This is a genomic window from Vibrio sp. 397, from assembly GCF_033339395.1.
GTDB classification, from domain to species: Bacteria; Pseudomonadota; Gammaproteobacteria; order Enterobacterales; family Vibrionaceae; genus Vibrio; species Vibrio alginolyticus.
This window is the reverse complement of the sequence record NZ_JAWOUN010000018.1, coordinates 1-20,908: the sequence shown is the minus strand read 5'-3', so window position 1 is coordinate 20,908 and position 20,908 is coordinate 1. Positions and strand designations below refer to the sequence as shown.

The window sequence follows — 20,908 nt, the reverse complement described above, 5'->3', positions numbered from 1 at the left end:
GCTCCTTATTGTGGCTTATTTTATGAACAATAAGCTCATTAATCAGTTATTGGGTACAGATGCACTGTAGCGAACCTTTCACCAACATAGAGTGATCACAATCACAATGACAAAATGTAATGAAAATGAAATTTCAAACAAAACTGGTATTGATCACACTTTAAGGGGCGTTAGATCATTTTGTTGCATAGCAATGCGTGATTTCAAGGACAAGAAAAACGTCTGATCGCATCAGGTTAATACGGTTAAAAAAAGCCCGATACACGAATGCCTCGGGCTATTAATGAGTGGGATCAATGGTTAGGTCAGTTATTTAATCTGCTTGGACTCAAAACGAAGTAATCTCAACGCATTCAATGTCACCAGTGCTGTTGCACCACTGTCAGCTAATACTGCAACCCACAACCCAGTAACCCCAAGTAAACTTGTCACTAAGAATACACTTTTCAAACCTAGCGCTAACGCGACATTCTGACGAATGTTACTTAGCGTCGCACGCGACAGTTCTATCATGGCAGGTAGCTCAATCAACCGGTTGTGTGTTAACGCCGCATCAGCAGTCTCGAGCGCAACATCCGTACCGCCTCCCATCGCAATACCAATGCTCGAAGCTTTCATGGCTGGAGCATCATTGATACCGTCTCCCACCATCGCAACGGTATGTTGTTGTGATAGTTTCTCGACGTAATGCACCTTGTCTGCAGGTAACAAACTCGCTTTATAATCCAAGCCTATTCTATTTGCCATTGCTTCTGCACTTCTCGGGTTGTCACCCGTTAGCATCACCGACGTGACCCCAAGTTCCTTCAACATTGCGATGGCTTGCTGGGCATCTGAGCGCAATGTATCTTGCCATGCGATCACGCCAATGACCTCGTCATCGTAACGAACAATGACAACCGTTTTACCTTGTTGTTCCAACGTAACCACTTGCTCTTTGGCTTCTTGAGAAAGTGGAAAGTCTGCCTTTGAAGGCGTGACCACTTGGACCATTTTTCCATCGACGTAACCAGTGACACCAGAGCCTACTTGCGCGGTTTTATCCAACGCTTCAGGAATAGTAAGCCCCTGCTCTTGCACTTTGGTAACTAAAGAAACCGCTAGAGGATGACTTGAACCAACCTCGATTGACGCAGTTAGGCTAAGTAACTTGTCTTCATCCATATCAAAAGCAAAGACGTCGGTCACTTCTGGTTTACCTTGCGTCAGTGTCCCAGTTTTATCAAATGCGACAGACTCAACCTTGCCAAGCAACTCAAGCGCCGCTCCACCTTTGATCAATGCGCCCCGCTTAGCCGCTGCCGCCAAGCCAGAAGTGATCGCCGCAGGCGTTGAAATGACTAATGCACATGGACAAGCAATCAACAGCAGGGCGAGTCCTCGATAGATCCACGTTTCCCACGGTTGGGCAAATAGTAATGGCGGCGTAACGATAACCATCAGAGACACCAACATCATTAGTGGCGTATACCAACGGCTAAATTTATCAAGAAAGCGTTCTAATGGTGCCTTACGGGATTCTGCTTCTTCAATCAAATGAAGAATTCGATCTATCGCATTCTCGCCCTGACGGGAAGTCACCTGTAAACGAACCACTTTATCGACAACCACAGCCCCGGCCATCACTTTGCCACCGGTTTGATGTTCAACGGGAACAGATTCTCCCGTTAACGCACTTTCGTCAAAACTCGCAAGCGCATCTTGCAAAACACCGTCGGCAGGCAAACGACCTCCGGGTGCGACTTCTATGATATCCCCTGGTTTAAGCTGCGCAGCTGGTACTTCTTTGCGTTCACCATCAATAATTAAAATTGAATTTTCTGGGACTAAGTCCATTAACGCCTGGACACCGCTTCGCGCGCGAGATGATGCATATGCTTCTAACTTTTCACCAATAAGGAAAAGCAATAACACCATTGCGGCTTCGGCGGTTTCACCTAAATATAAAGCGCCGAGCGCCGCTACACTCATTAACGTTTCAATCGCAAAAGGCGTACCGCTACGCGCCAACTTAAATGCTTTGAGCGCGATTGGGTATAAACCAAGTAAACACGTCAAAGTGAATAACCAAGCGCTTATTTGAGGGTCGATCTTAGAAATTACTGCCGCAGTAGCCATTGCACCAGCAATCGAGAGAATTTGGATGTTGTCTCTTATGACGCCAAGCCAGCCTTTCTTTGTAGTGCTTGGTTTTGGAGCATCAAGTGAAAAGAGCGGGAAACCCGTTTTTTGGGCTGTCTGCTCTATCGTAGCTATCAGCTCTAGACCATCAAAATCGACGACCAGTTTTTCTGTTGCAAACAAAACCTTGGCTTGGCTGACGCCTTGTAAAGACGTAATGGCTTTCTCAAGCTTTTGCGCACAAGATGGGCAATCCATACCTGACACAAGCCAAGCGTTCCGAACGGAGGAATTACTCTCCCTTGTGGGATCGTCTTCCTCGCCTGTGTCAACGCTGCAGCCTCCTCCACTACAGCAAGAGCTTTCAGAAACATCAACACTGGCCTGAGAGATATTGAGCGAAGATTTTACTGGCGCACAGCATGACTCGCTTGCACCAAGCGGCACCGCAGTTTTGATTTTGCTAGATTGGCAACCTTGATGTTTTGTACACATAATTTTTTCCTTATTGGTATCGGTGATTTACCTATTGCTAAGGATAAACCTTAGAGTAAGCTCCAAGGTCAAGATAAATTTGTACAGTTCGGCGATAGAAAATAAAAAAGACGCCGAAGCGTCTTTCCAAACCAGTTTAAAAGCAATATTCCGTAAAGTTTAAACAGAGAGGTTAAACGGGATGCTTAAAACACTCATTTAATGTCATTCCTATGGCACGCAGCACGTCTCTTCTTGTGATAACACCAACCAACTTACCTTTGCCATCCACCACTGGATACATTTTCGGCTTTCCAACTTTCATCATGTCAGCCAGTTCAATTACTGACATTTCTGGAGAAACAGATAAGACATCATCATGCATACACTCTTGTACCGTATGTGTATCTTGGCAGTGATAACTTGCTTTCACCAACTTATCTAATAAGTCTTGCTCCGATAAAAACCCAACCACTTTTTCATTTTCATCAATGACAGGGCCACCTAGTGTGACACTTTGCATTACTTTGTTTAAAGCTGCCGAAAGTGACATATCTTTCGTGAAAGTCACCGCTTGCAACGTCATGTAATCTTTTACTTTTAATGAATGCATTCTTATCTCCTTAAGGGCATTTTATTGCGGCCTTTAGATAAGTGTCGCCTAATTTCCTGATTTTACTAAATGGAAAGGAGTAATTTTATTTATAGGCACAGCCTATTGAACTAAAACAAAATTAACTCACCGAACAACATTCACTGTATTTCGTTAAACGCAAGATTCAGCCAGGCTGATTTTTCTAGGCAAAATACAACAAAGCCAGTCAATTGACTGGCTTTGTTATTATGTAATTGTTGCGTTAGCTATGTTGGCGGCGCATGTTGTCTAAAATAATGCCAGTCGCCATCGCGACATTCAGTGATTCGGCACCGCCAAACGCCGGAATCGTGATCTTATCTGTCACGAATTTTGCTGCGGCTTCACGCACACCATGAGATTCGCTGCCCATCAACAAAATACCTTCAGCAGCGAAATCCGTTTTATGAACGCTCTCTCCTTCCAAAAACGCGCCATATACTGGCAATTTGGCGTGTTCCAAGTAACTTGGCAAATCCACCAAACTCACTTGTACGCGGCCAAAGCTGCCCATGGTCGCACTGATCGTTTTAGGATTATAAGGATCAGCACAATCTGTACTCGCAATAATGTGCTTGATGCCATACCAGTCTGCAACACGAATAATCGTACCTAGATTACCAGGGTCGGATACACCATCTAGCGCAATCATCAAGCCTTTCGCTTGAGGCTCTTTTACACTCGGAATTTCAACCACAGCAATGGCCGCATTATTGCTCACAAGCGTGCTCGCTTTGGTCAATTCATCAAGCGATGCTTCAACACAATCAAAACGATTTAGCGTACCAGCATTTTGTTCGAGAAATGCCGCTGTTGCAAAAACCTGCTTCACCTTCAATGAACTACTTGCTAGCTCTAGTACGTTCTTTTCACCCTGAACTAGGAATAAGCCATGCGCTTTACGCTGTTTCTTTTGACCTAAAGCACGAAGCAGTTTTAATTGGTTTTTTGAAATCATTAAAGTATCCCAGGTGAAAATGGTTATTCGGCGAGTGTACCCTAAACAATCTTCACGAAAGTTCGGTATCGAGCGGATGAGATTATAAATTATACCTAAATAACCTCAAGAAGCTTGATCATCAGAAGACGTTGAACACCAAGCGTAGCCAAAATAAAAGAAGGCTCAAAAACGAAAAAAGCCCTGCGATAACGCAGGGCTTTCAAAGGGTGGGACCCCAGCCACATCCCGGCACACAAGTCACACGCTGCGGCTGCTTCCTTCCGGACCTGACCGAGTTCACGAGCTATTGTTGCGAGAGGACCAGAGCCCCATAATTCTTTTCGAGAGGTCTTGCCTCAGTCGATGGGGCGATTATTCAGTATCAGCTCTCATAATGCAAGAGCAAAAACCTTGAATTTCATCATTTCATTACCGTTTGGACAAAACTCGATCAATTCATTCCTTTATGATGAAACCGTACAGTCACGATAAGAGGAGTCGTGCCGTGAGGACTGCTTACTCATGTACATGTCTTCATCAGCCAAATGCATCGCTTGCTCTAAGCTCATGTGCCGTTCCCTTTTTGCAGAGAAACCAATAGAGATACTTATAGACTCCAAATCACTACATAATTTGCCTTTCACATCGATTCTACTGAGCTCTCTCATTGCTCTAGTTAACTCAGCTTGCGTAGGATAACCCAGTAATATGAACTCATCCCCTCCAATTCGATAACATCTTCCCGACCAGACATAATGAATTTTTAGTGCCAGTAGTTGTAAAACTTCGTCCCCAGCGCGATGCCCATAAGTGTCATTGATTCGTTTGAAATGATTAATGTCTAAGTAAAGTATGGATAGATCTTTGTTTACTCCTTTTCGATACTTTACTTGCAACGCACGACGATTCCTTAACCCTGTTAAGTTGTCAGTGTTAGATTGACGGTAAAGATAAAGCGAAACACAAATAGCAAACAATAACACAAAGATAAACACAGCTTGTGTTTGCGTCGCTAATCGAATCTCATATTCAAGTGCGGTACGCCAATCTGGGCGTACATCGTACTGAGCAATGATCTTATCAACTTCTAACATCGCTATCGCTCGACTGAAGAAAGGCGCAAGCATGGCTCCTTTTTCATTCGCGACCAATCCAACAGAGAGTTGTGACTCATAAAACTCACCAATAGCGGTATCCTGCTCTATCGGAACCAATTCACTGAGACGTAAAAAATGATTGAGCATCGCCGTATCCATCGGAATGTAATCGACTTCTTCATTTAATAGCCCCTGAATGAGCTCTTGTTGAGTACGATAACGTTTGAGTTCTTTTAGCGGTAACAGTTGCGTCATCATTTGATCGAAAAAGTCATCCTTAACTACGCCAATCTGCTCAGATATCAACTGTGAAACATGAGAGTATGTGCTCGGTTTGTAACCTAAACGCTTGACCATCACCGATGCTGGCGCGTAATGGGACTTTGGAAAGTAGCTAAATGCGCGCCGCTCACGGCTGACCGTTAACGGCGCCAAAATTTCGAAATTACCTTGGATAAACTCATGGTACATAGAACCCCAGCTTTCACCAGGCTCACTAATGATCAAGCAGTTTAAAGCCAAGATCTCACAACTTCTCAGGACTACATCAGCCGTCATCCCTTCGACACTACCATCTGCGTTGTATACAACATATGGAAAGATAGATTCGAGCTTAATCCGTATTGGTTCATTAAAATCAAGGGGTAATAAACGAATAGAATCACGCAACGCTGCTCGCCTTAATTCAAATTGATACTGGGAAATTTCTTCGCGAAGCTGCTTTTGCACCGCTTCCCCGTGAATAAACGTAGCGAACGTGTCCAACTCCTCAAGATGATGATCTTTTTTACTGATGATGGATACGGGCTTTATCGAAATCTGATCATTGAGCATCTTGGCGTCAAACCCCTCCATCAGCATCGGCTTGAGCTGGTTAATGGCATCGACAACGCCGTCCACAGCACCTGAACGTAGCAGTGTTACTGCTTGTTCGTGACCTTGATAAGAGATCTGTTCTAGACCAGGGTAGTGTTGTTTAAGTAATTGGGCGTAAACTGTATCTTTGGGGACGCCAACACGCGAAATATCACTCAACGTCGAATCTTTTAAGCCAAAGAGGTAGGTATATTCGATATTTGTTGGGCGGGAATAACTAAAACGTTGAGCACGTTCTTGTGTGTAAGTGATATTCGCAGCAAAGTCCGCTTCCCCATTCGCTACTGAATTTAGAATGGCATCAAAGCTGGAGTAGTTTACGTATTGAACGGTAAAGCCAAACTCCTTTGAAGCAGCATTGAAAAGAACACGAGTGACGACATCATCCGCTTCAGTCGCGACTTTATAATGAGCAATTAAAGGGGCTTCGGCTTTTACATTCAAACTCAAGAGGCAACATGCAAAAAGCAACAGTGTTCGAGCAAAAGTTGTCATGACAAACTTATCTTAAATCAACCACTTATATTGTGGTTATTATTATTGGAAGTGTAGTAAATATGAAATGAAGAACATATACTAATCTCCATTTTGTTCCACAACCAATTCGATACTCTGCCGCACATGTCACTTTTTACCTGACTAAAAACTCATAATTCAGCCTGTTCATCGCTACTACGTAAAATATAGTCAGTCATCCAAGCCGTCCCTAACAAACAGATCCAAACCACGAAAACAGGGTTTGGCACATCCGTGGTCGGGCTGACGACTAAAGCGGCAAAACCCACAGTCGGCAATGTCCAACATAATAATTTGCTCCAACGAATAGTATGTTGAAGCTTCGCAAGTGCTTCCATTGACGCTAACATTCCCGTCAAACTTAACGCCATAAGAACGGCGTACGGTAGGCCTGCAATCCACAATGGGAGCAACAAAAACAACGGCCACCAGCTGTGTTTATTGGATGGCGTCCAATGCGCAGCCGACCACCACATCGCCATAACCGCAATGGTTTGAACCACTGTAACCCAAGCAGACCCATCCAGCTTACCGCCTTGCTGTGTGACCATAAGACCAACTTGCAGTGTAAGTACAATAAGACCAGCGGTGAGCAACACGCCTAAAGAGCTTCTACGAGAAAACACCACCATTAAAAGTGGGAAAAGGATCAAAACACCAACCGACAAAGCAATTGGCTGCATTGAGAGTGTCGCACCAAAAGCCATCATCGCGCCCAGTAATACTAGGCCAGCGAACCCACCTTGTGGCAGAACCCACAGCGCGGGGATCATAAGTGCAAGAACGGGAATGTCACCCTCGCTCAAACTCATCGCCCGAACGCAGACAACAGCGAGTAAGGTCGTAACGAAAAATTGAAGTGTCGATAAAATCATAGCGCCTCCTGGCTTCCCCACCTACTTGGTAACTCAACGGCAAAAACTGGGATTGAAAGTCGTTGAGAGGGTCTAGATTCAAGCTTAGCTTGCGTTTGCTTCATGCTGTTTAAGGCTCATCAACCAACGACACTAAAGAACAGAAAATGTAATTCTTCAAAGTGAGTCGCTGGCAACACAAGGGTTAAGAACCGTTAGCAATATACAAGTCCAATGGTTTACCATTCCTTAGTAATCCAAAATAGACACTTTTGAGTATGGACCAATTTTTAGCGCAAATCTTTGCTGTAATTCACCAAATTCCAAAAGGAAAAGTCTCCACCTATGGGGAAATTGCCAAAATGGCCGGTTATCCGGGCTATGCGAGACATGTTGGTAAAGCACTGGGCAACTTACCAGAAGGCAGTAAACTCCCCTGGTTTAGAGTGGTAAATAGCCAAGGAAAAATATCTTTAAAAGGCAGAGACTTAGAGCGACAAAAAAAGAAATTAGAAGCAGAAGGGATTGAAGTATCGGAAGTTGGCAAAACTTCACTTAAAAAATACAAATGGCAGCCTTAAGCTGCCATTTTTTGTTCTCAGTGCGTCGTATTAACGTGTTCCAACTAGACGAATATCTAATTGGTGAGTTTGTGCTTCATCTGTAATAACACCGTTATGTGTGTCGCTGATAAAACGCAGCTTTCCATCTACCTCAATGCGAGCACGAACGCTGTAACGATGGTTTGGTTTGATTTCATTGCTGTCGTAACTCAACGCAAAAGAAAGAGGAACTTGCTTACCTTCTGTTTCGAATGTCTGTTTCGCCAACACTTTTGCTGGCGCATCCGCCAAGGACACATCTTCTAACGCAATAGTAACCACTGCGTTTGGTGGCAAGGCAATCCGCTCGCGATAAGCCACTGTACCTGTAATCGTCTTCATTGACGCCTCTGTAGATTCCATTTCTGTATTTTGAGAAGTTTGGCAACCCACTAACGCAGCCCCAAAGAGTAGAGAAGTAACAAGTAGTAGTGTTTTTTTCATATATTCCTCGAAAAGAGCATTAAACCGAAGCAATTATAGGTGTGGAATATAAAACTGTCTGCTTCCTGTCATTTTATTTGACAATAGTTTGACTGAGTTAGAATTTATCAAACAATTGATTTTGTTTCATAATTGGAACAATACTATTTCTAAGTTACTCAATAGTTCTTAACTATGCCACTTCACAAGAGTGAGGCTGTTGAGGTAACTTGGAATGAAAGACAACGGTGAGGAGACACAATGAGTAAACCACTACGAGAATTGCTCAGCCTACTACAACTCGAAAAATTAGAAGAAGGCTTGTTTCGTGGCCAAAGTGAAAACCTAGGTTTGCCTCAAGTTTATGGCGGTCAAGTAATTGGGCAAGCACTTTCTGCTGCGCGCTACACCGTTGAAGAAACACGCACGGTACACTCCTTCCATAGCTATTTTTTGTACCCTGGCGATCCAGAAAAACCTATTATTTATGACGTAGAAAATCTGAGAGATGGCCGTAGCTTTAGCACTAGACGCGTAAAAGCAATTCAAAATGGACGCCCTATTTTTTACCTAACCGCATCCTACCATGGCGATCAACCTGGGTTTGATCATCAAAAAGAAATGCCAGATATCCCTGGTCCAGAAAACTTTGCCTCAGAGAGTGAGCTCGCAAGCCATATTGCAGAATTTCTACCCAAACGCTTACGCAAAACATTTTGCGGGGAAAAGCCAATCGAAACTCGCCCCGTTACGGTTATCAACCCTTTGAAGCCCAAAAAAGCAGAACCCAAACAGTACCTTTGGATTCGTGCTAATGGTGAAATGCCAGAGAATCAGCTAATTCACCAGTACCTTCTGGCCTACGCATCCGATTGGGGATTCCTTGTGACAGCAATGCATCCACATGAAGTCTCATTAATGACGCCTAACTTTCAAGTGGCCACCATTGACCACTCTATCTGGTTCCATCGTCCGTTTAAGATGGATGAATGGCTTCTATATGCGATAGAGAGCCCAACGGCGAGCAATACTCGTGGGTTGGTCCGTGGCGAAATATACAACCAGCAAGGTCACTTAGTGGCGACCGCCGTGCAAGAAGGGGTGATGCGCTACACGAAATAGCTCGTGTTCGCCAGACGAAAAAAGGAGTGCTGTTCCGCACTCCTTTTTTAATGGGTATCAAACGATGATTAATTTGGTTGATACTTCATGTTAATAACCGACCATTCGTAAAGTGATTTCGGGTAACCATATTCGCCTTTCCCGTAAATGACATTTGGGTCGGCATAGAATCCACCTTTATTCGTTGCTAAAAATTCACGAACCCCACGACGGTAAGTAATCACAGGTGCTACTAACTCATACTCTACCTTTTCCATCTTCGAGTCATCAATTATTAAGAACCGAGTCATACGAATCGTGCTGCCGTTGGTGCAGTACCCTGGGTCATCATAGTCAATTGCTTCAAAAGGCTTGAGATCATCTTCGAACAGCTCTGATGCACATCCATCAAATCGAGCTAAGTGTACCCACGCTCCTTTTATTAGAGTTTGGTCATCGTTACCCACCGGCTTGAATGCAAGTAGTGCAATCTTACCTTTGCCGTATAATTTCAATTCTTCGTCCGTTGGCTCACGCACTGAACGAACGTTCATCAAACCAAACTCACTTTCTTCTAAGTTAGAAAACTCACGTGCATTTAGCGTGCTAAACAATACTGTTTGTTCAGTTTCAAGCAATGTATATTGATCCGCAACACCTTCATCTGCAAAGCTTAGATACAGCTGGACTTTCTTACTTTCCAACGCTTTGTAATCTCGAGATTCTCCTTCCGAAACGTCGAGAGAAATCCAACGTCTTTTTACTGGTGGGAGGTCAAGTAACGTCAGCTCTTCCTTATCAACATCTAATGAAGCGACTCCTTTAATTGTTGAGCTAGATATTTGATAGCTGCGGTTTCCTATTGGTGTACCAAAGTCTAGCTTAACCTTTTTAAATGGTTCAAATTCCACCTTCATTGTAGAAGCACTTAAACCAGGGTGATTCGCTTTGTTAATAGTGCCATTTACGACGATTGTTTTAGCTTTGTAGTTGCGCCCAGTAAGGGTAACCTCTAATTGGTACGTGCCTGCATGCAGGATTTTCAAACGCCCTGTATCAGGAGAAACTAGCTCGACCACAGGGTCTTTTTGGTTAATAAGACGGTAACTTGCCTTCGCAGTCCCACCACTCATCACTGGTGAGATAACACTACCAGCGGAGAATTCTACCGTTGGGTAAGTAACCGATACAGGGTTTGTGCCTTGTTTAATCGTGACCGAGAAACTACTTTCACCCGGATCCACTTTGTCGTCCCCCGCATCCGAAACAATAATTTTTGTGCTACCCGCGTTAAGAATTTGCATGGCACCCGTTTGGCTGTTTAAGGAAACCACATCTGTTGCTGCGTTGTCTGCAAATCGGTACGTAACTTCCCCAACCGTACCAGAGATTTTCGGCGCAACAAATGTTTGGCCAACCTTCCAAATCTCTTCCACATCGGATTGAACTTCAATTCGGCTCGGCGCACTCAAAATTGTCACGTAGACTTTTTGATCAGGACCAACAGTATAATTCGCGCTCTCTTTTCTGCGCACAGTTAGCGTCGCTTTACCCGCTTTATACACATGGAGACGTCCTTCACTAAAACCACCGACAACATCTGGTGCGGTGTTATCTACAATCTCAATTTGCTCGTCAGCACTCAAACCAAAATCACGGTGAAGATCAAAACTGTATTTGTTGCTGTATACAACGTCATAATCGTGTGTTGCCATCGGTTGGCCTTCAGCCTTTGCAACTTTGATGACGACATTAAATTGAATAGGTTGGTAGAACTCCCCACCATCGTCTTCAAACTTAAGGTCGTACTCACCCGCAGTCACTACCTCCAACTTGCCGTCAGTCATTCGTAAGCCATTAGGTAAGCTGCTAACTAGATTTACGTTACCTTTTTGCCCTTTAAACGCCAGAGGGATTGAAAGATTTGGTTGATAGGTAAGCGGCATTTCAATGTCTTTTATAACGGGATGAGGCGCGCGATTAACTTCAAGATCAAAGCGAGTTTTGCTTGCAGGATAATTACGCATGTCATGCTCGTAAATTTCCACTTCAGCAGCACCAACACCTTTGATCAGTAATGCTTCACCATTTTCAGTTTTAGCGACAACGTCTTCACCACGAATGATTCTCAGCTCATAGTCACCGTAGGCGTTCGTCACCTTAGGGAAAATTCGTCCACCTTCCTCATAAGTTGTGACGATATCCGCTGCGCTGATTTCTTGACGCTTGCCTTGTTTTATATCCACAAAAAATTGCGCTGTTTGCTGTTTATCCAGAAACGCGTCGCTGTAAGTTGCAGTCGCTTCAACCGTTAATCGACCAACATTATGAACAAGAAGCAAACCCGTTTCAGGATCTAGCAACTCGGCCACCTTGCTGTCTGGTACGCTATTTATAATTTTGTAAGAAATACGTTGCGTTTGAGCTTTATCTAGACGCACTGGTTCTAACGTCAAACCTTCTCGATACTCGTCTTCAAGCAAAGCGAACTGTAATTGCCCCGGAGCTACTGCATGCAGTTTAACCGTAGCGCGAACTTGTTTCGGCAAGTAAAAGTCGTTACCTGAATCAGTAATCAGCACCGATGCCTGACCAACTGAACCTAATGAATATACCGAACCGTTCTCATCAACACGAATCAAGTTATGACCACTTTCTACCTCATAACTCAGTTCGCCTTTTTGGCCACGGACGATCAACGCTTTTCCTTCTGACTCAATCGCATTGAAATTCAGATCACTCACTGAAAGTTCAGTATTGATGCCTCGCTCTACAGTGACAGAAAATCTTGCTTCAGAAGATTCATAAGCAGAGCTACTATCTGTAGCAAGAATAGTCGCCGTTCCTGGGCGCAGAATTTGTAGTATTCCTGAATCATTAATTTTCACGACATTTGGCGGATTAGAGTCAATGACTTGGTAAGATACCGACCCATGTACATTGCTCAGTTTTGCTTCAGTAACCGTTCCCACTCCTTCAAACTTCAATACCGTGTCTTCCACTTTTAATTGCGGACGGTTCTGCTTTGTTATCGTAGTTGGTGTCTTCGTATTGTTCGGCTTAGAGTCTCCCCCACCGCCACAGCCAGCGAGTAAAGCTGCGAGAAAAAGCAAATAGTAATTTCTGTTCATTTTTAGTAATACTTTGTTACATACAAGATGGGGCGATAATAATACGATGTTTTATTAATCACTATCCCCATTTTTGAGTACTTTATTACTTAAGTAATTGCTACTGTATTAATCCTAAAAATAAATACTCAAAAATAGCGACCAAATTACATGAAAACACAAAAAGCAAACGTTTAAATCAAGCTCTTCCATTAATTTAGTAAAAATTAATATTCAATAAAATAAAACATGAAAAATAAAGAGGAAAAATTGCGTTATTTTTTCTTTCATTATGATGTATAGGATTAATGGACTGCAAAAACAAATGGTTAATGAAAAATAGAAGAGAGAATAAATATCGTTTATATTTATAAAATATCTGGTAGGAAATAGTTTTAAAAGCATAATCAAACTACCTTTTAACATTTAAAATACTAAAAGGTAGAATTAACATTAGATAGAATTCTTATAGGGCGAGTTATTTTAGGATTGGTAACTCTGTTGTGTATTTAATGGACTCCATAGCAAATGTTGAAGTCACATTAGATAGCCCTTTTACGCTATTAACTAACCGCTTATAGAATTCGTCAAAACACTTCATATCTTTGACTAGTACTTTCATCATGTAGTCATACTCGCCAGCCATACGATAAAACTCCATTACCTCAGGAAAGTCACTCACAGTTGTAACAAAATGGTGATACCAACCTTCGGAATGATCAATCGTTTTTAACTGAACAAATGCAATGAAAGATAGCTCGAGCTTTTCTGCACTTAACAACGCCACGCGTTTTTCGATGTAGCCCTCTTCTTCCAACCTTTTCAAGCGCTTCCAGCATGGTGTTGTAGTAAGATTGACTCGCTCAGCCACGTCATTTAATGACAAGGTGCTGTCGGTTTGTAGTAAAGCAAGCAGCTGCTTATCTATTCGATCTAAACTCATTTCTATAAAACCCATAAAATGTAGAAAATTTTTCTACAAAAATCTTTATTAAGAGTAACAATAGCAAAGTTTTTCTCGAAAATTATAGATAAATTATCCCTATCTAATACTTATCTATCGATTTCCCAAGGAGAGACGCCATGTGTACTGACCACAATTGGATCAACAATGCAGTGCGTAAAATTGAAGCAGACTTCCAACGTTCTGCTGATACTCATTTATTTAAACTTGAACTGCCTTCTCTTGATGGTATCGATATCTACCTAAAAGATGAGAGCACGCATCCAACAGGCTCTCTGAAACACCGATTGGCACGCTCGTTGTTTCTTTATGCGATTTGTAATGGATGGATTGGTCCTGAAACCACTGTAATCGAGGCGTCCTCAGGCAGCACTGCCGTTTCGGAAGCGTATTTTGCGCGTTTACTTGGCTTACCGTTCATTGCCGTCATGCCGAAAACCACTGCACGTAAAAAGATCGAACAAATTGAATTTTACGGTGGTAAAGCGCACCTTGTTGAACGATCAGATCAGATTTATGACGAGTCTCGACGCTTGGCTCAAGAACTAAATGGTCACTACATGGACCAGTTTACTTATGCTGAACGCGCTACTGACTGGCGCGGTAACAACAACATCGCGAACTCTATCTTTAGCCAAATGGAGTTAGAAGATCACCCGATTCCTAGCTGGGTAGTGATGAGTCCTGGAACAGGCGGCACATCAGCAACCATTGGCCGTTTTATTCGTTACCAAAAATACGACACTAAGCTTTGCGTGGTAGACCCTGAAAACTCAGTGTTTTACGATGCTTTCCAGTCAGGAAATCACTCATTGAAAGGCGATACTGGCAGCAAAATTGAAGGTATCGGGCGACCACGTGTCGAACCAAGTTTTATTGCTGGTGTCATTGATGAAATGCGCAAAATTCCAGACGCAGCCAGTGTGGCAACCGCCCATTGGGTATCTCAGCTGATTGGGCGTAAAGTCGGCGCATCAACAGGCACCAATCTTTACGGTGTGCTGCAATTGGCTTGTGAGATGAAACAACGCGGTGAGAAGGGTTCTATCGTGACGCTTCTATGTGATTCTGGAGAGCGTTACCTAGATACGTATTATGACTTAACATGGGTAAAAGAGAACATCGGCGATATTCAACCTTACTTAGCTCAACTCGAAGTCATTCAAGCAAAAGGTTGCGTTGAGCCAGCTTGTTGCGGCTCAACTAACGCTTAACGTGCAAACTGGACTTTAAAAAACAGCCCAACTTCATGTGGGCTGTTTTTATCGCTGGGTTTTACTTTTTCTGGCGCGCTTCAAACGCAGCCAATTGTTCTGGCGTTGCCGCTGGTTGATGATTTTGTTTCCATTCATCGTAAGTCATGCCGTAAACACGTTCGCGAGCGTCATCAATATCTAAATCCAAACCGAGATTTTCAGCCTCAGATTTATACCATTTACTAAAGCAGTTGCGACAGAAGCCCGCAAGGATCATCAGGTCGATGTTTTGTACGTCTTTGTTAGCATCTAAATGCGCCAATAAACGGCGAAATGTAGCCGCGTCTAACTTATCTTGTTCTTCTTGAGTCAAGTTTTTGTATTTGAATTCAGCCACTTTCCTTTCCTTCTCTCTTATTTAGCTAGCTTTCGTCACCATATCTAGTTAGTCGGTAGTCATGAGTAAGAAGTATGCTTTAGCGCAACAATTCCCATTCTAAAATCACTACCTTTGATAAAAGCTGATATGATAATTACCATCCATCCTATTGATTAAATTAACATTTAAACAAATCATTACAACGGTCTTTTACCAAGGTTATCGTCTAGTTATGAAAAACGCCATTCTATTATTGTCTGCCTTGACCATTAGCGTGCCAACTTTAGCTGCTCAAGAACAAGCTCATCAATCTTATTTTTATCTGGGTACTGGTAACGTTGGTTTTGATACACCGTATTTCGGCTCGGATAGAGACAATGAGTGGTCAACACCACATATCACAGTTGGCTGGGGTTACCATATAAACCAATACCTCGCGTTTGAAGGGGTTCTGCGCTATTCACAAAATGAACTTAAGAACGATGCTCTAAAAACTAACTTAGATCTTCACTATTACCAAGCAGGTATGTCTGCTGTTGTAACAAGTGATAACTTAGGCGATACGCCGCTGTCACTGTTTGGTCGCGTAACTGCGCTTGGCACTCAAGCTGAAATGTATGTTCCAAACGAACAAAAAGTCACAGATGATTCAGGCGCGCTATTCAACATCGGTGCTGGTGTCCATTGGGATATGAGCAAAGATATCTGGTTACGCGCAGAGTACATTTATAATGTCGCGGATATGGGTTTTGAAGATTTTTACGACAGCTACGAAGGTGTACAAATCAGCCTAGGGAAACGCTTCTAATCGAACGCTTCCGAGCTAACTTTAAACCGATAAAGAGAAGCCGAGGTTATTACCTCGGCTTTTATGTTTTAACGTTTGATTTAAGGGTGCGCTATACGGCCCTTCGTATCATGGCTAATTGCTTTGTTTAACTCTGCTTCTACATGACCTGGTGCTTGTGTTTTCGCCGAAATCAATCGGTACATTGCCGGGATAACAAACAAGGTCACCAATGTCGCAAACCCCATCCCGAAAAAGATAACCGTACCCACGGCAATACGGCTCTCATAACCCGCCCCTGTCGATACTATCAACGGAATTGCGCCAGCAAGTGTGGTAAACGCAGTCATCAAGATTGGACGTAGACGTCGCGCAGCTGCATCAATGATCGCTTTTTCAAACCCAACGCCACGATCACGTAGCTGATTGGCAAATTCTACGATCAAAATACCGTTTTTCGTCACCATACCAATCAACATGATCATGCCGATCTGGCTATAAATATTCATACCTTGGCCCATAATAACCAAACCAAGGAAGCCACCAAATACACCCATCGGCACCGTAAACATGACCACTAACGGGTTTACGAAGCTTTCAAACTGAGCCGCCAACACGAGATACGCCACTAGTAGTGCCAATGCAAACACAACAGCAACACTCGCTTGGTTCTCTTTAAAGTCTTTCGACTCCCCCGAATAACTCACCGAAATGTCACCCGGTAAGTTGTCGATGGCTTCCTGGTCTAGGTAATTCAGCGCATCTCCTAATGTATAACCTTCCGACAGGTTGGCAGTAATAGTGATGGACTTCTGTTTGTTGTAGTGAGAAAGACGAATAGAGGCCGCCACTTCTTCAATTTTTGTGACCGCATCTAACGTCACTAGCTGACCGCTATTCGTGCGCAGATAAATCTGACTTAAATCTGCAGCATTATTAAAGCTATTTTCATCACCGCGAAGATACACATCGTACTCTTCGCCACGCTCAACATAAGTCGTTTCGCTTTTACCACCGAGCATGATTTCTAGGGTGTCAGAAATGTCTTTAACACTGACTCCTAGCTCTGCGGCACGCTGTCGGTCAACTGTAACCAATAACTCAGGCGTTTTTTCCGAGTAATCTATCTCTGCTCCTTCCATCATTGGTGATTCTTCTGCTTTGTTCTTTAGCATTTCAGCCCAAACAACGAGCTCATCGTAATCAGAGCCGCCTAATACGAACTGAACTGGCTCACTCGAACCACCTTGGAAACCTGGCATAAATGGGAACACTCGAACATCTGGGATACCTGCCAATTCTTTCCGTACTTTGTTAAGGGCTTGCTGAGCCGTGATATCACGTTCGTTCCAATCTTCTAGAATCATGATCACAAAGCCTGTCTGGTCTCCTGCCTGGCCACCAAACGCTGGCGTTTGGATGCTGAATGACTTCAGATAACCTTGCCCTAGTAATGGCATCAATCGGTCTTCGACAATATCCATATTGGCTGACATACGATTGTATGACGTAGCATCTGCACCGCGCACAAACGCAAATATCACACCGCGATCTTCTTGTGGGGTCAACTGGGCCGGTACCTGATTCATCAAGAAATAGCTACCGCCCAAACAAGCTAGAATCACCAGCGGAGCAGCCCAACGTACTTTCAATGCGCCTTTCAATAATGCGCGATAGCCACTCTCAAGCTTGCTAAACAAGCGATCAACCGCTTCATTGAATCGATTTGGTTTTACATTCGCCTTCAAAATCTGACTACCTAATACAGGAGTCAGCGTCAGGGCAATCAAAGAGGAGAATATGACAGACATAGCCAGCAATACAGAAAACTCTGTAAATAGTAGACCTACCATGCCATCCATAAAGGAGATCGGTAAGAACACCATCACCAGCACTAATGTTGTTGCTATAACAGCAAAACCAACCTCTCTGGTGCCTTTATATGCGGCGAGTAATGGCGATTCACCGCGTTCAATATGGTGGAAGATATTCTCCACAACCACAATTGCGTCATCCACCACCAAACCAATCGATAATATCAACGCCATCAAGGTGATCAAGTTGATAGAAAACCCAAAGTAGTACGCGGCAATGAACGAAGAAATCAGAGAAACAGGAACCGTAACCGCAGGAATTAAGGTTGCACGAGCTTGGCCGATGAAAATGTACAATACCAAAATCACCAAGCCGCCCGTGATAAATAGCGTGCTGTACACCTCTTCGATTGAACGCTCGATAAACACTGTCGCGTCGTAATCTATCGCAAGACGTGTACCTTCTGGTAAGAACTTCTGGATGTTATCGACTTCAGACCTAACCAGCTTCGCAACCTCTAACGGGTTTGCGTCTGACTGCGGTACCACACCAAGACTGATGTTTACTACACCATCGCTTTTGAAGGTTGAGTTTTCGTTTTCTGCACCAATGAAGACATCTGCTACATCTTTTAAATAGATAGGTGTATTGTCGCTTGCGCGTTTAATGACAAGATATTGAAAATCTTCAGGCGTGTTATAAGTACGAGCCGTACGCACGGACATTACCGTTGAGTCGTTGCGAACTTCACCACCTGGGCTTTCTAGGTTCTCACTTCGCAAAGCTGATGTAATGTCCGAAGCTGTAACTGAACGTCCAGCCATTAGTTCTGGCTTAAGCTTCACGTACATGACCTTGTACAAACCACCGGAGAGATCAATGGAGCTAACCCCAGAGATCAGGCTAAAGCGGTCCATCAATACACGTTCGGCATAATCGGTTAATTGAGTACGGTCCATCTCTGCAGAACTGAGATTGATGTAGAGCGACGCCTCTCCCGAGCCATTGTTCTTATAAACAATAGGGTCATCCGCTTCATCAGGTAGCGAGCGCTGAGCACGAGCCACTGCATCACGCACGTCGCTCACACCTGTGTTGAGATCGTAACCTAACTCAAACGTGATCGTGATACGCGACATGCTGTTACGAGTAGTGGAGCTAATTTCATCAACTCCACTGATCCCAGAAAGCTGGTCTTCCAAAACGGAGGTAATTTGGCTTTCAATAATAGTCGCCGATGCACCCTCATAACGCGTACTGATAGAAACGACTGGGCTTTCTATATCAGGCATTTCACGAACGGCTAATTTGGTGAATGACACAAAGCCAAACACACACAACAGCATGCTCAGAACCAACGCCGCGACAGGGCGTTTAACTGAAACGTCGGACAGTAACATTAGTTTTCTTCCTCATCCGATTCACTGTCATTGCGTGTCACATCCGTGGTGTTCGCTTTTAGTGGCGCGACAATTTCTTTCACTTCGACACCATCACGCATGTTAACAATGCCTTGAACCACAATCTTGTCACCAATCTCAACACCAGATTCGATCACCACCTCGTTGCCAACACGAGCACCTAGCGACACTTCTTGACGAGTAGCTTTGTTATTTTCATCAATTACATATACAAAACGTTTAGTTCCGGAGTATTCAAGTGCTTGAACAGGAATGATTGGCGCCTTAATAGCAGGAAATGCTAGTGAAGCGTTCATCAACATGCCCGGCTTCAATTGATTTTCTGGGTTATCAAACTCAATACGCACGCGAAGATTCAGTGTTTCGGCACTGATCCGCGTATCAATACCTGTGACTTGACCAGTAAAGGTCTGGCTACCCCATGCACTGGTTTTAGCGATGACTTCCATACCAATAGAAAGCATCGATAAATAGCGCTCCGGTACTTGTAAATCCAGTTCCATGACGGAAAGATCATCCAACGTCAAAAGTTCAGTACCCGCACTGACCATTTTGCCGCGGCTAAAATCGATAAAACCAACAGTGCCAGAAAATGGAGCAGTAATATGGAGATCAGCTAAATTGGCTTGAGCAGCATCTAGCCTCGCTTGTGCTATTTCAACACTGGCTTTTTGTGCATCGATTTCAGTTTGAGTAATCGCATTCCGCTTAACCAAACGTTGGAACTCTTTTAACTTACGCTGTTCATCTTTTAGATACGCCTTTGCCTCAATCAAAGCGGCTTGAGCCTTATCGTCATCTAACTTAATTAATAGCTGGTCTTGCTGGACATTTTGATTCGCTTTAACAGCGATTTGATTCACTTTGCCGGCGACTTCCGATGCGACAACCACAGACTCCGCTGCCTTTAATTTGCCGATAAGAGTTAAGGATTGATTGATCTCATGCGTTTCTACTTGTTCAGTCACAACAGTAACCGCTGAGCCTCCTCGCATCGCAGCGCAAACCGATGGAGAACTCAGTAATATAGAAAGCGTTAAAACAGATAACGATAACGTGGCTTTCATGCTCATGATATTGACTTCTAAACGAATAAACTTATGTCATTAAACTGCTTACAGTTTATCAGTAGATACGGTGTTTAACGTCAAGTAGTGTAAATTCAAGTAAAAAGCGCGCCTCTCTTCTGTTCAAAGGACAAACAAAACGCTGACTTTCTACCATCTTTGCCCAAAAAGACAGCATTCAACGTAAAAACGTAAGAAAAACGCTTTACAGCCTGAGCGAGTTTGCTATGATTCGCTCCGCACTTGGGAGATGAGTTGGGAAAACATCTTACTAAGTATAAAAATCCTCTGGAGGGGTTCCCGAGTGGCCAAAGGGAGCAGACTGTAAATCTGCCGGCACTGCCTTCGATGGTTCGAATCCGTCCCCCTCCACCATATTCTTTCTTATGTTTTTCCTTTAAACGTGAGAACAACTTGAAAGCTAGGTTGGGAAACTAACTTTTAAGTATAAAACACCCTGGAGGGGTTCCCGAGTGGCCAAAGGGAGCAGACTGTAAATCTGCCGGCACTGCCTTCGATGGTTCGAATCCG

15 protein-coding genes, 1 tRNA gene and 1 other RNA gene are annotated in these 20,908 nt (G+C 43.6%); 5 read left to right on the top strand and 12 right to left on the bottom strand.

Going from position 1 to position 20,908, the window contains the following annotated elements; all coding sequences use genetic code 11:
* Positions 1 to 309 precede the first annotated feature (309 nt).
* The 6 genes from R7P36_RS21020 to R7P36_RS20995 form a co-directional block, all read right to left on the bottom strand.
* Positions 310 to 2,616 carry a zinc/cadmium/mercury/lead-transporting ATPase gene (locus tag R7P36_RS21020; RefSeq protein ID WP_318122294.1) on the bottom strand — a complete coding sequence of 769 codons (2,307 nt, stop codon included), beginning with the start codon at positions 2,614 to 2,616 and terminating at the stop codon, positions 310 to 312.
* Between the two features lie 172 nt (positions 2,617 to 2,788).
* Positions 2,789 to 3,208, bottom strand: a complete 420-nt coding sequence (locus tag R7P36_RS21015; protein ID WP_005378483.1) for a CBS domain-containing protein — start codon at positions 3,206 to 3,208, stop codon at positions 2,789 to 2,791.
* Between the two features lie 244 nt (positions 3,209 to 3,452).
* The gene (locus tag R7P36_RS21010; RefSeq protein ID WP_005378485.1) at positions 3,453 to 4,187 is read right to left on the bottom strand and encodes an RNA methyltransferase; all 735 of its coding nucleotides are present in this window, start codon (positions 4,185 to 4,187) and stop codon (positions 3,453 to 3,455) included.
* A 212-nt stretch (positions 4,188 to 4,399) separates the two neighbouring features.
* Positions 4,400 to 4,496, bottom strand: an RNA gene (gene ffs, locus R7P36_RS21005) — signal recognition particle sRNA small type.
* 137 nt (positions 4,497 to 4,633) lie between these two features.
* Complete coding sequence (locus tag R7P36_RS21000; RefSeq protein WP_053349422.1) at positions 4,634 to 6,637, bottom strand: GGDEF domain-containing protein; 2,004 nt, start codon at positions 6,635 to 6,637, stop codon at positions 4,634 to 4,636.
* Positions 6,638 to 6,789: 152 nt separating this feature from the next.
* A complete protein-coding gene (locus tag R7P36_RS20995) occupies positions 6,790 to 7,533 on the bottom strand; it encodes a hypothetical protein (RefSeq protein WP_005389942.1) in 744 nt (247 codons plus the stop codon).
* A gap of 257 nt (positions 7,534 to 7,790) precedes the next feature.
* On the opposite strand from R7P36_RS20995, the gene R7P36_RS20990 reads away from it, so the two are divergent.
* Positions 7,791 to 8,093 carry a DNA base-flipping protein gene (locus R7P36_RS20990; protein ID WP_005378570.1) on the top strand — a complete coding sequence of 101 codons (303 nt, stop codon included), beginning with the start codon at positions 7,791 to 7,793 and terminating at the stop codon, positions 8,091 to 8,093.
* Between the two features lie 30 nt (positions 8,094 to 8,123).
* Here R7P36_RS20990 and R7P36_RS20985 read toward each other — a convergent pair whose 3' ends face one another.
* Complete coding sequence (locus R7P36_RS20985; protein ID WP_213899473.1) at positions 8,124 to 8,558, bottom strand: YbaY family lipoprotein; 435 nt, start codon at positions 8,556 to 8,558, stop codon at positions 8,124 to 8,126.
* A gap of 240 nt (positions 8,559 to 8,798) precedes the next feature.
* Between R7P36_RS20985 and tesB the strand changes: the two genes are divergently transcribed.
* On the top strand, positions 8,799 to 9,659 hold the full coding sequence (tesB, locus tag R7P36_RS20980; RefSeq protein WP_005378575.1) for an acyl-CoA thioesterase II: 861 nt from the start codon (positions 8,799 to 8,801) through the stop codon (positions 9,657 to 9,659).
* 68 nt (positions 9,660 to 9,727) lie between these two features.
* Here the strand turns inward: tesB and R7P36_RS20975 are convergent, their stop codons facing one another.
* Complete coding sequence (locus R7P36_RS20975; RefSeq protein ID WP_213899474.1) at positions 9,728 to 12,769, bottom strand: cadherin repeat domain-containing protein; 3,042 nt, start codon at positions 12,767 to 12,769, stop codon at positions 9,728 to 9,730.
* A gap of 457 nt (positions 12,770 to 13,226) precedes the next feature.
* Positions 13,227 to 13,691, bottom strand: a complete 465-nt coding sequence (locus R7P36_RS20970; protein ID WP_025998626.1) for an Lrp/AsnC family transcriptional regulator — start codon at positions 13,689 to 13,691, stop codon at positions 13,227 to 13,229.
* A 140-nt stretch (positions 13,692 to 13,831) separates the two neighbouring features.
* On the opposite strand from R7P36_RS20970, the gene R7P36_RS20965 reads away from it, so the two are divergent.
* Positions 13,832 to 14,926 (top strand): PLP-dependent cysteine synthase family protein, encoded by a 1,095-nt coding sequence (locus tag R7P36_RS20965; protein WP_005389952.1) that lies wholly within the window; start codon positions 13,832 to 13,834, stop codon positions 14,924 to 14,926.
* A gap of 61 nt (positions 14,927 to 14,987) precedes the next feature.
* On the opposite strand, the gene R7P36_RS20960 is transcribed toward R7P36_RS20965, so the two are convergent.
* Positions 14,988 to 15,305 (bottom strand): DUF1244 domain-containing protein, encoded by a 318-nt coding sequence (locus tag R7P36_RS20960; protein WP_005378586.1) that lies wholly within the window; start codon positions 15,303 to 15,305, stop codon positions 14,988 to 14,990.
* Positions 15,306 to 15,519: 214 nt separating this feature from the next.
* On the opposite strand from R7P36_RS20960, the gene R7P36_RS20955 reads away from it, so the two are divergent.
* Positions 15,520 to 16,095 (top strand): porin family protein, encoded by a 576-nt coding sequence (locus R7P36_RS20955; protein ID WP_170890538.1) that lies wholly within the window; start codon positions 15,520 to 15,522, stop codon positions 16,093 to 16,095.
* 80 nt (positions 16,096 to 16,175) lie between these two features.
* Here the strand turns inward: R7P36_RS20955 and vmeF are convergent, their stop codons facing one another.
* Together vmeF and R7P36_RS20945 are read right to left on the bottom strand one after the other, a co-directional pair.
* On the bottom strand, positions 16,176 to 19,289 hold the full coding sequence (vmeF, locus tag R7P36_RS20950) for a multidrug efflux RND transporter permease subunit VmeF (protein ID WP_149191937.1): 3,114 nt from the start codon (positions 19,287 to 19,289) through the stop codon (positions 16,176 to 16,178).
* Positions 19,289 to 20,383 (bottom strand): efflux RND transporter periplasmic adaptor subunit, encoded by a 1,095-nt coding sequence (locus tag R7P36_RS20945; protein ID WP_005378593.1) that lies wholly within the window; start codon positions 20,381 to 20,383, stop codon positions 19,289 to 19,291. Before R7P36_RS20945 ends, vmeF begins: the two co-directional genes overlap by 1 nt.
* A 284-nt stretch (positions 20,384 to 20,667) precedes the next feature.
* Here R7P36_RS20945 and R7P36_RS20940 point away from each other — a divergent pair.
* Positions 20,668 to 20,752, top strand: a tRNA-Tyr gene (locus tag R7P36_RS20940).
* The last annotated feature ends 156 nt before the right edge of the window (positions 20,753 to 20,908 follow it).

Coding starts and splice junctions, on each gene's coding strand:
- R7P36_RS20955 (WP_170890538.1), top strand. CDS start 15,520: ATGAAAAACGCCATTCTATTATTGTCTGCCTTGACCATTAGCGTGCCA.
- tesB (WP_005378575.1), top strand. CDS start 8,799: ATGAGTAAACCACTACGAGAATTGCTCAGCCTACTACAACTCGAAAAA.
- R7P36_RS21000 (WP_053349422.1), bottom strand. CDS start 6,637: ATGACAACTTTTGCTCGAACACTGTTGCTTTTTGCATGTTGCCTCTTG.
- R7P36_RS21020 (WP_318122294.1), bottom strand. CDS start 2,616: ATGTGTACAAAACATCAAGGTTGCCAATCTAGCAAAATCAAAACTGCG.
- R7P36_RS20995 (WP_005389942.1), bottom strand. CDS start 7,533: ATGATTTTATCGACACTTCAATTTTTCGTTACGACCTTACTCGCTGTT.
- R7P36_RS20975 (WP_213899474.1), bottom strand. CDS start 12,769: ATGAACAGAAATTACTATTTGCTTTTTCTCGCAGCTTTACTCGCTGGC.
- R7P36_RS20985 (WP_213899473.1), bottom strand. CDS start 8,558: ATGAAAAAAACACTACTACTTGTTACTTCTCTACTCTTTGGGGCTGCG.
- R7P36_RS21015 (WP_005378483.1), bottom strand. CDS start 3,208: ATGCATTCATTAAAAGTAAAAGATTACATGACGTTGCAAGCGGTGACT.
- R7P36_RS20965 (WP_005389952.1), top strand. CDS start 13,832: ATGTGTACTGACCACAATTGGATCAACAATGCAGTGCGTAAAATTGAA.
- R7P36_RS20990 (WP_005378570.1), top strand. CDS start 7,791: ATGGACCAATTTTTAGCGCAAATCTTTGCTGTAATTCACCAAATTCCA.
- vmeF (WP_149191937.1), bottom strand. CDS start 19,289: ATGTTACTGTCCGACGTTTCAGTTAAACGCCCTGTCGCGGCGTTGGTT.
- R7P36_RS21010 (WP_005378485.1), bottom strand. CDS start 4,187: ATGATTTCAAAAAACCAATTAAAACTGCTTCGTGCTTTAGGTCAAAAG.
- R7P36_RS20970 (WP_025998626.1), bottom strand. CDS start 13,691: ATGAGTTTAGATCGAATAGATAAGCAGCTGCTTGCTTTACTACAAACC.
- R7P36_RS20945 (WP_005378593.1), bottom strand. CDS start 20,383: ATGAGCATGAAAGCCACGTTATCGTTATCTGTTTTAACGCTTTCTATA.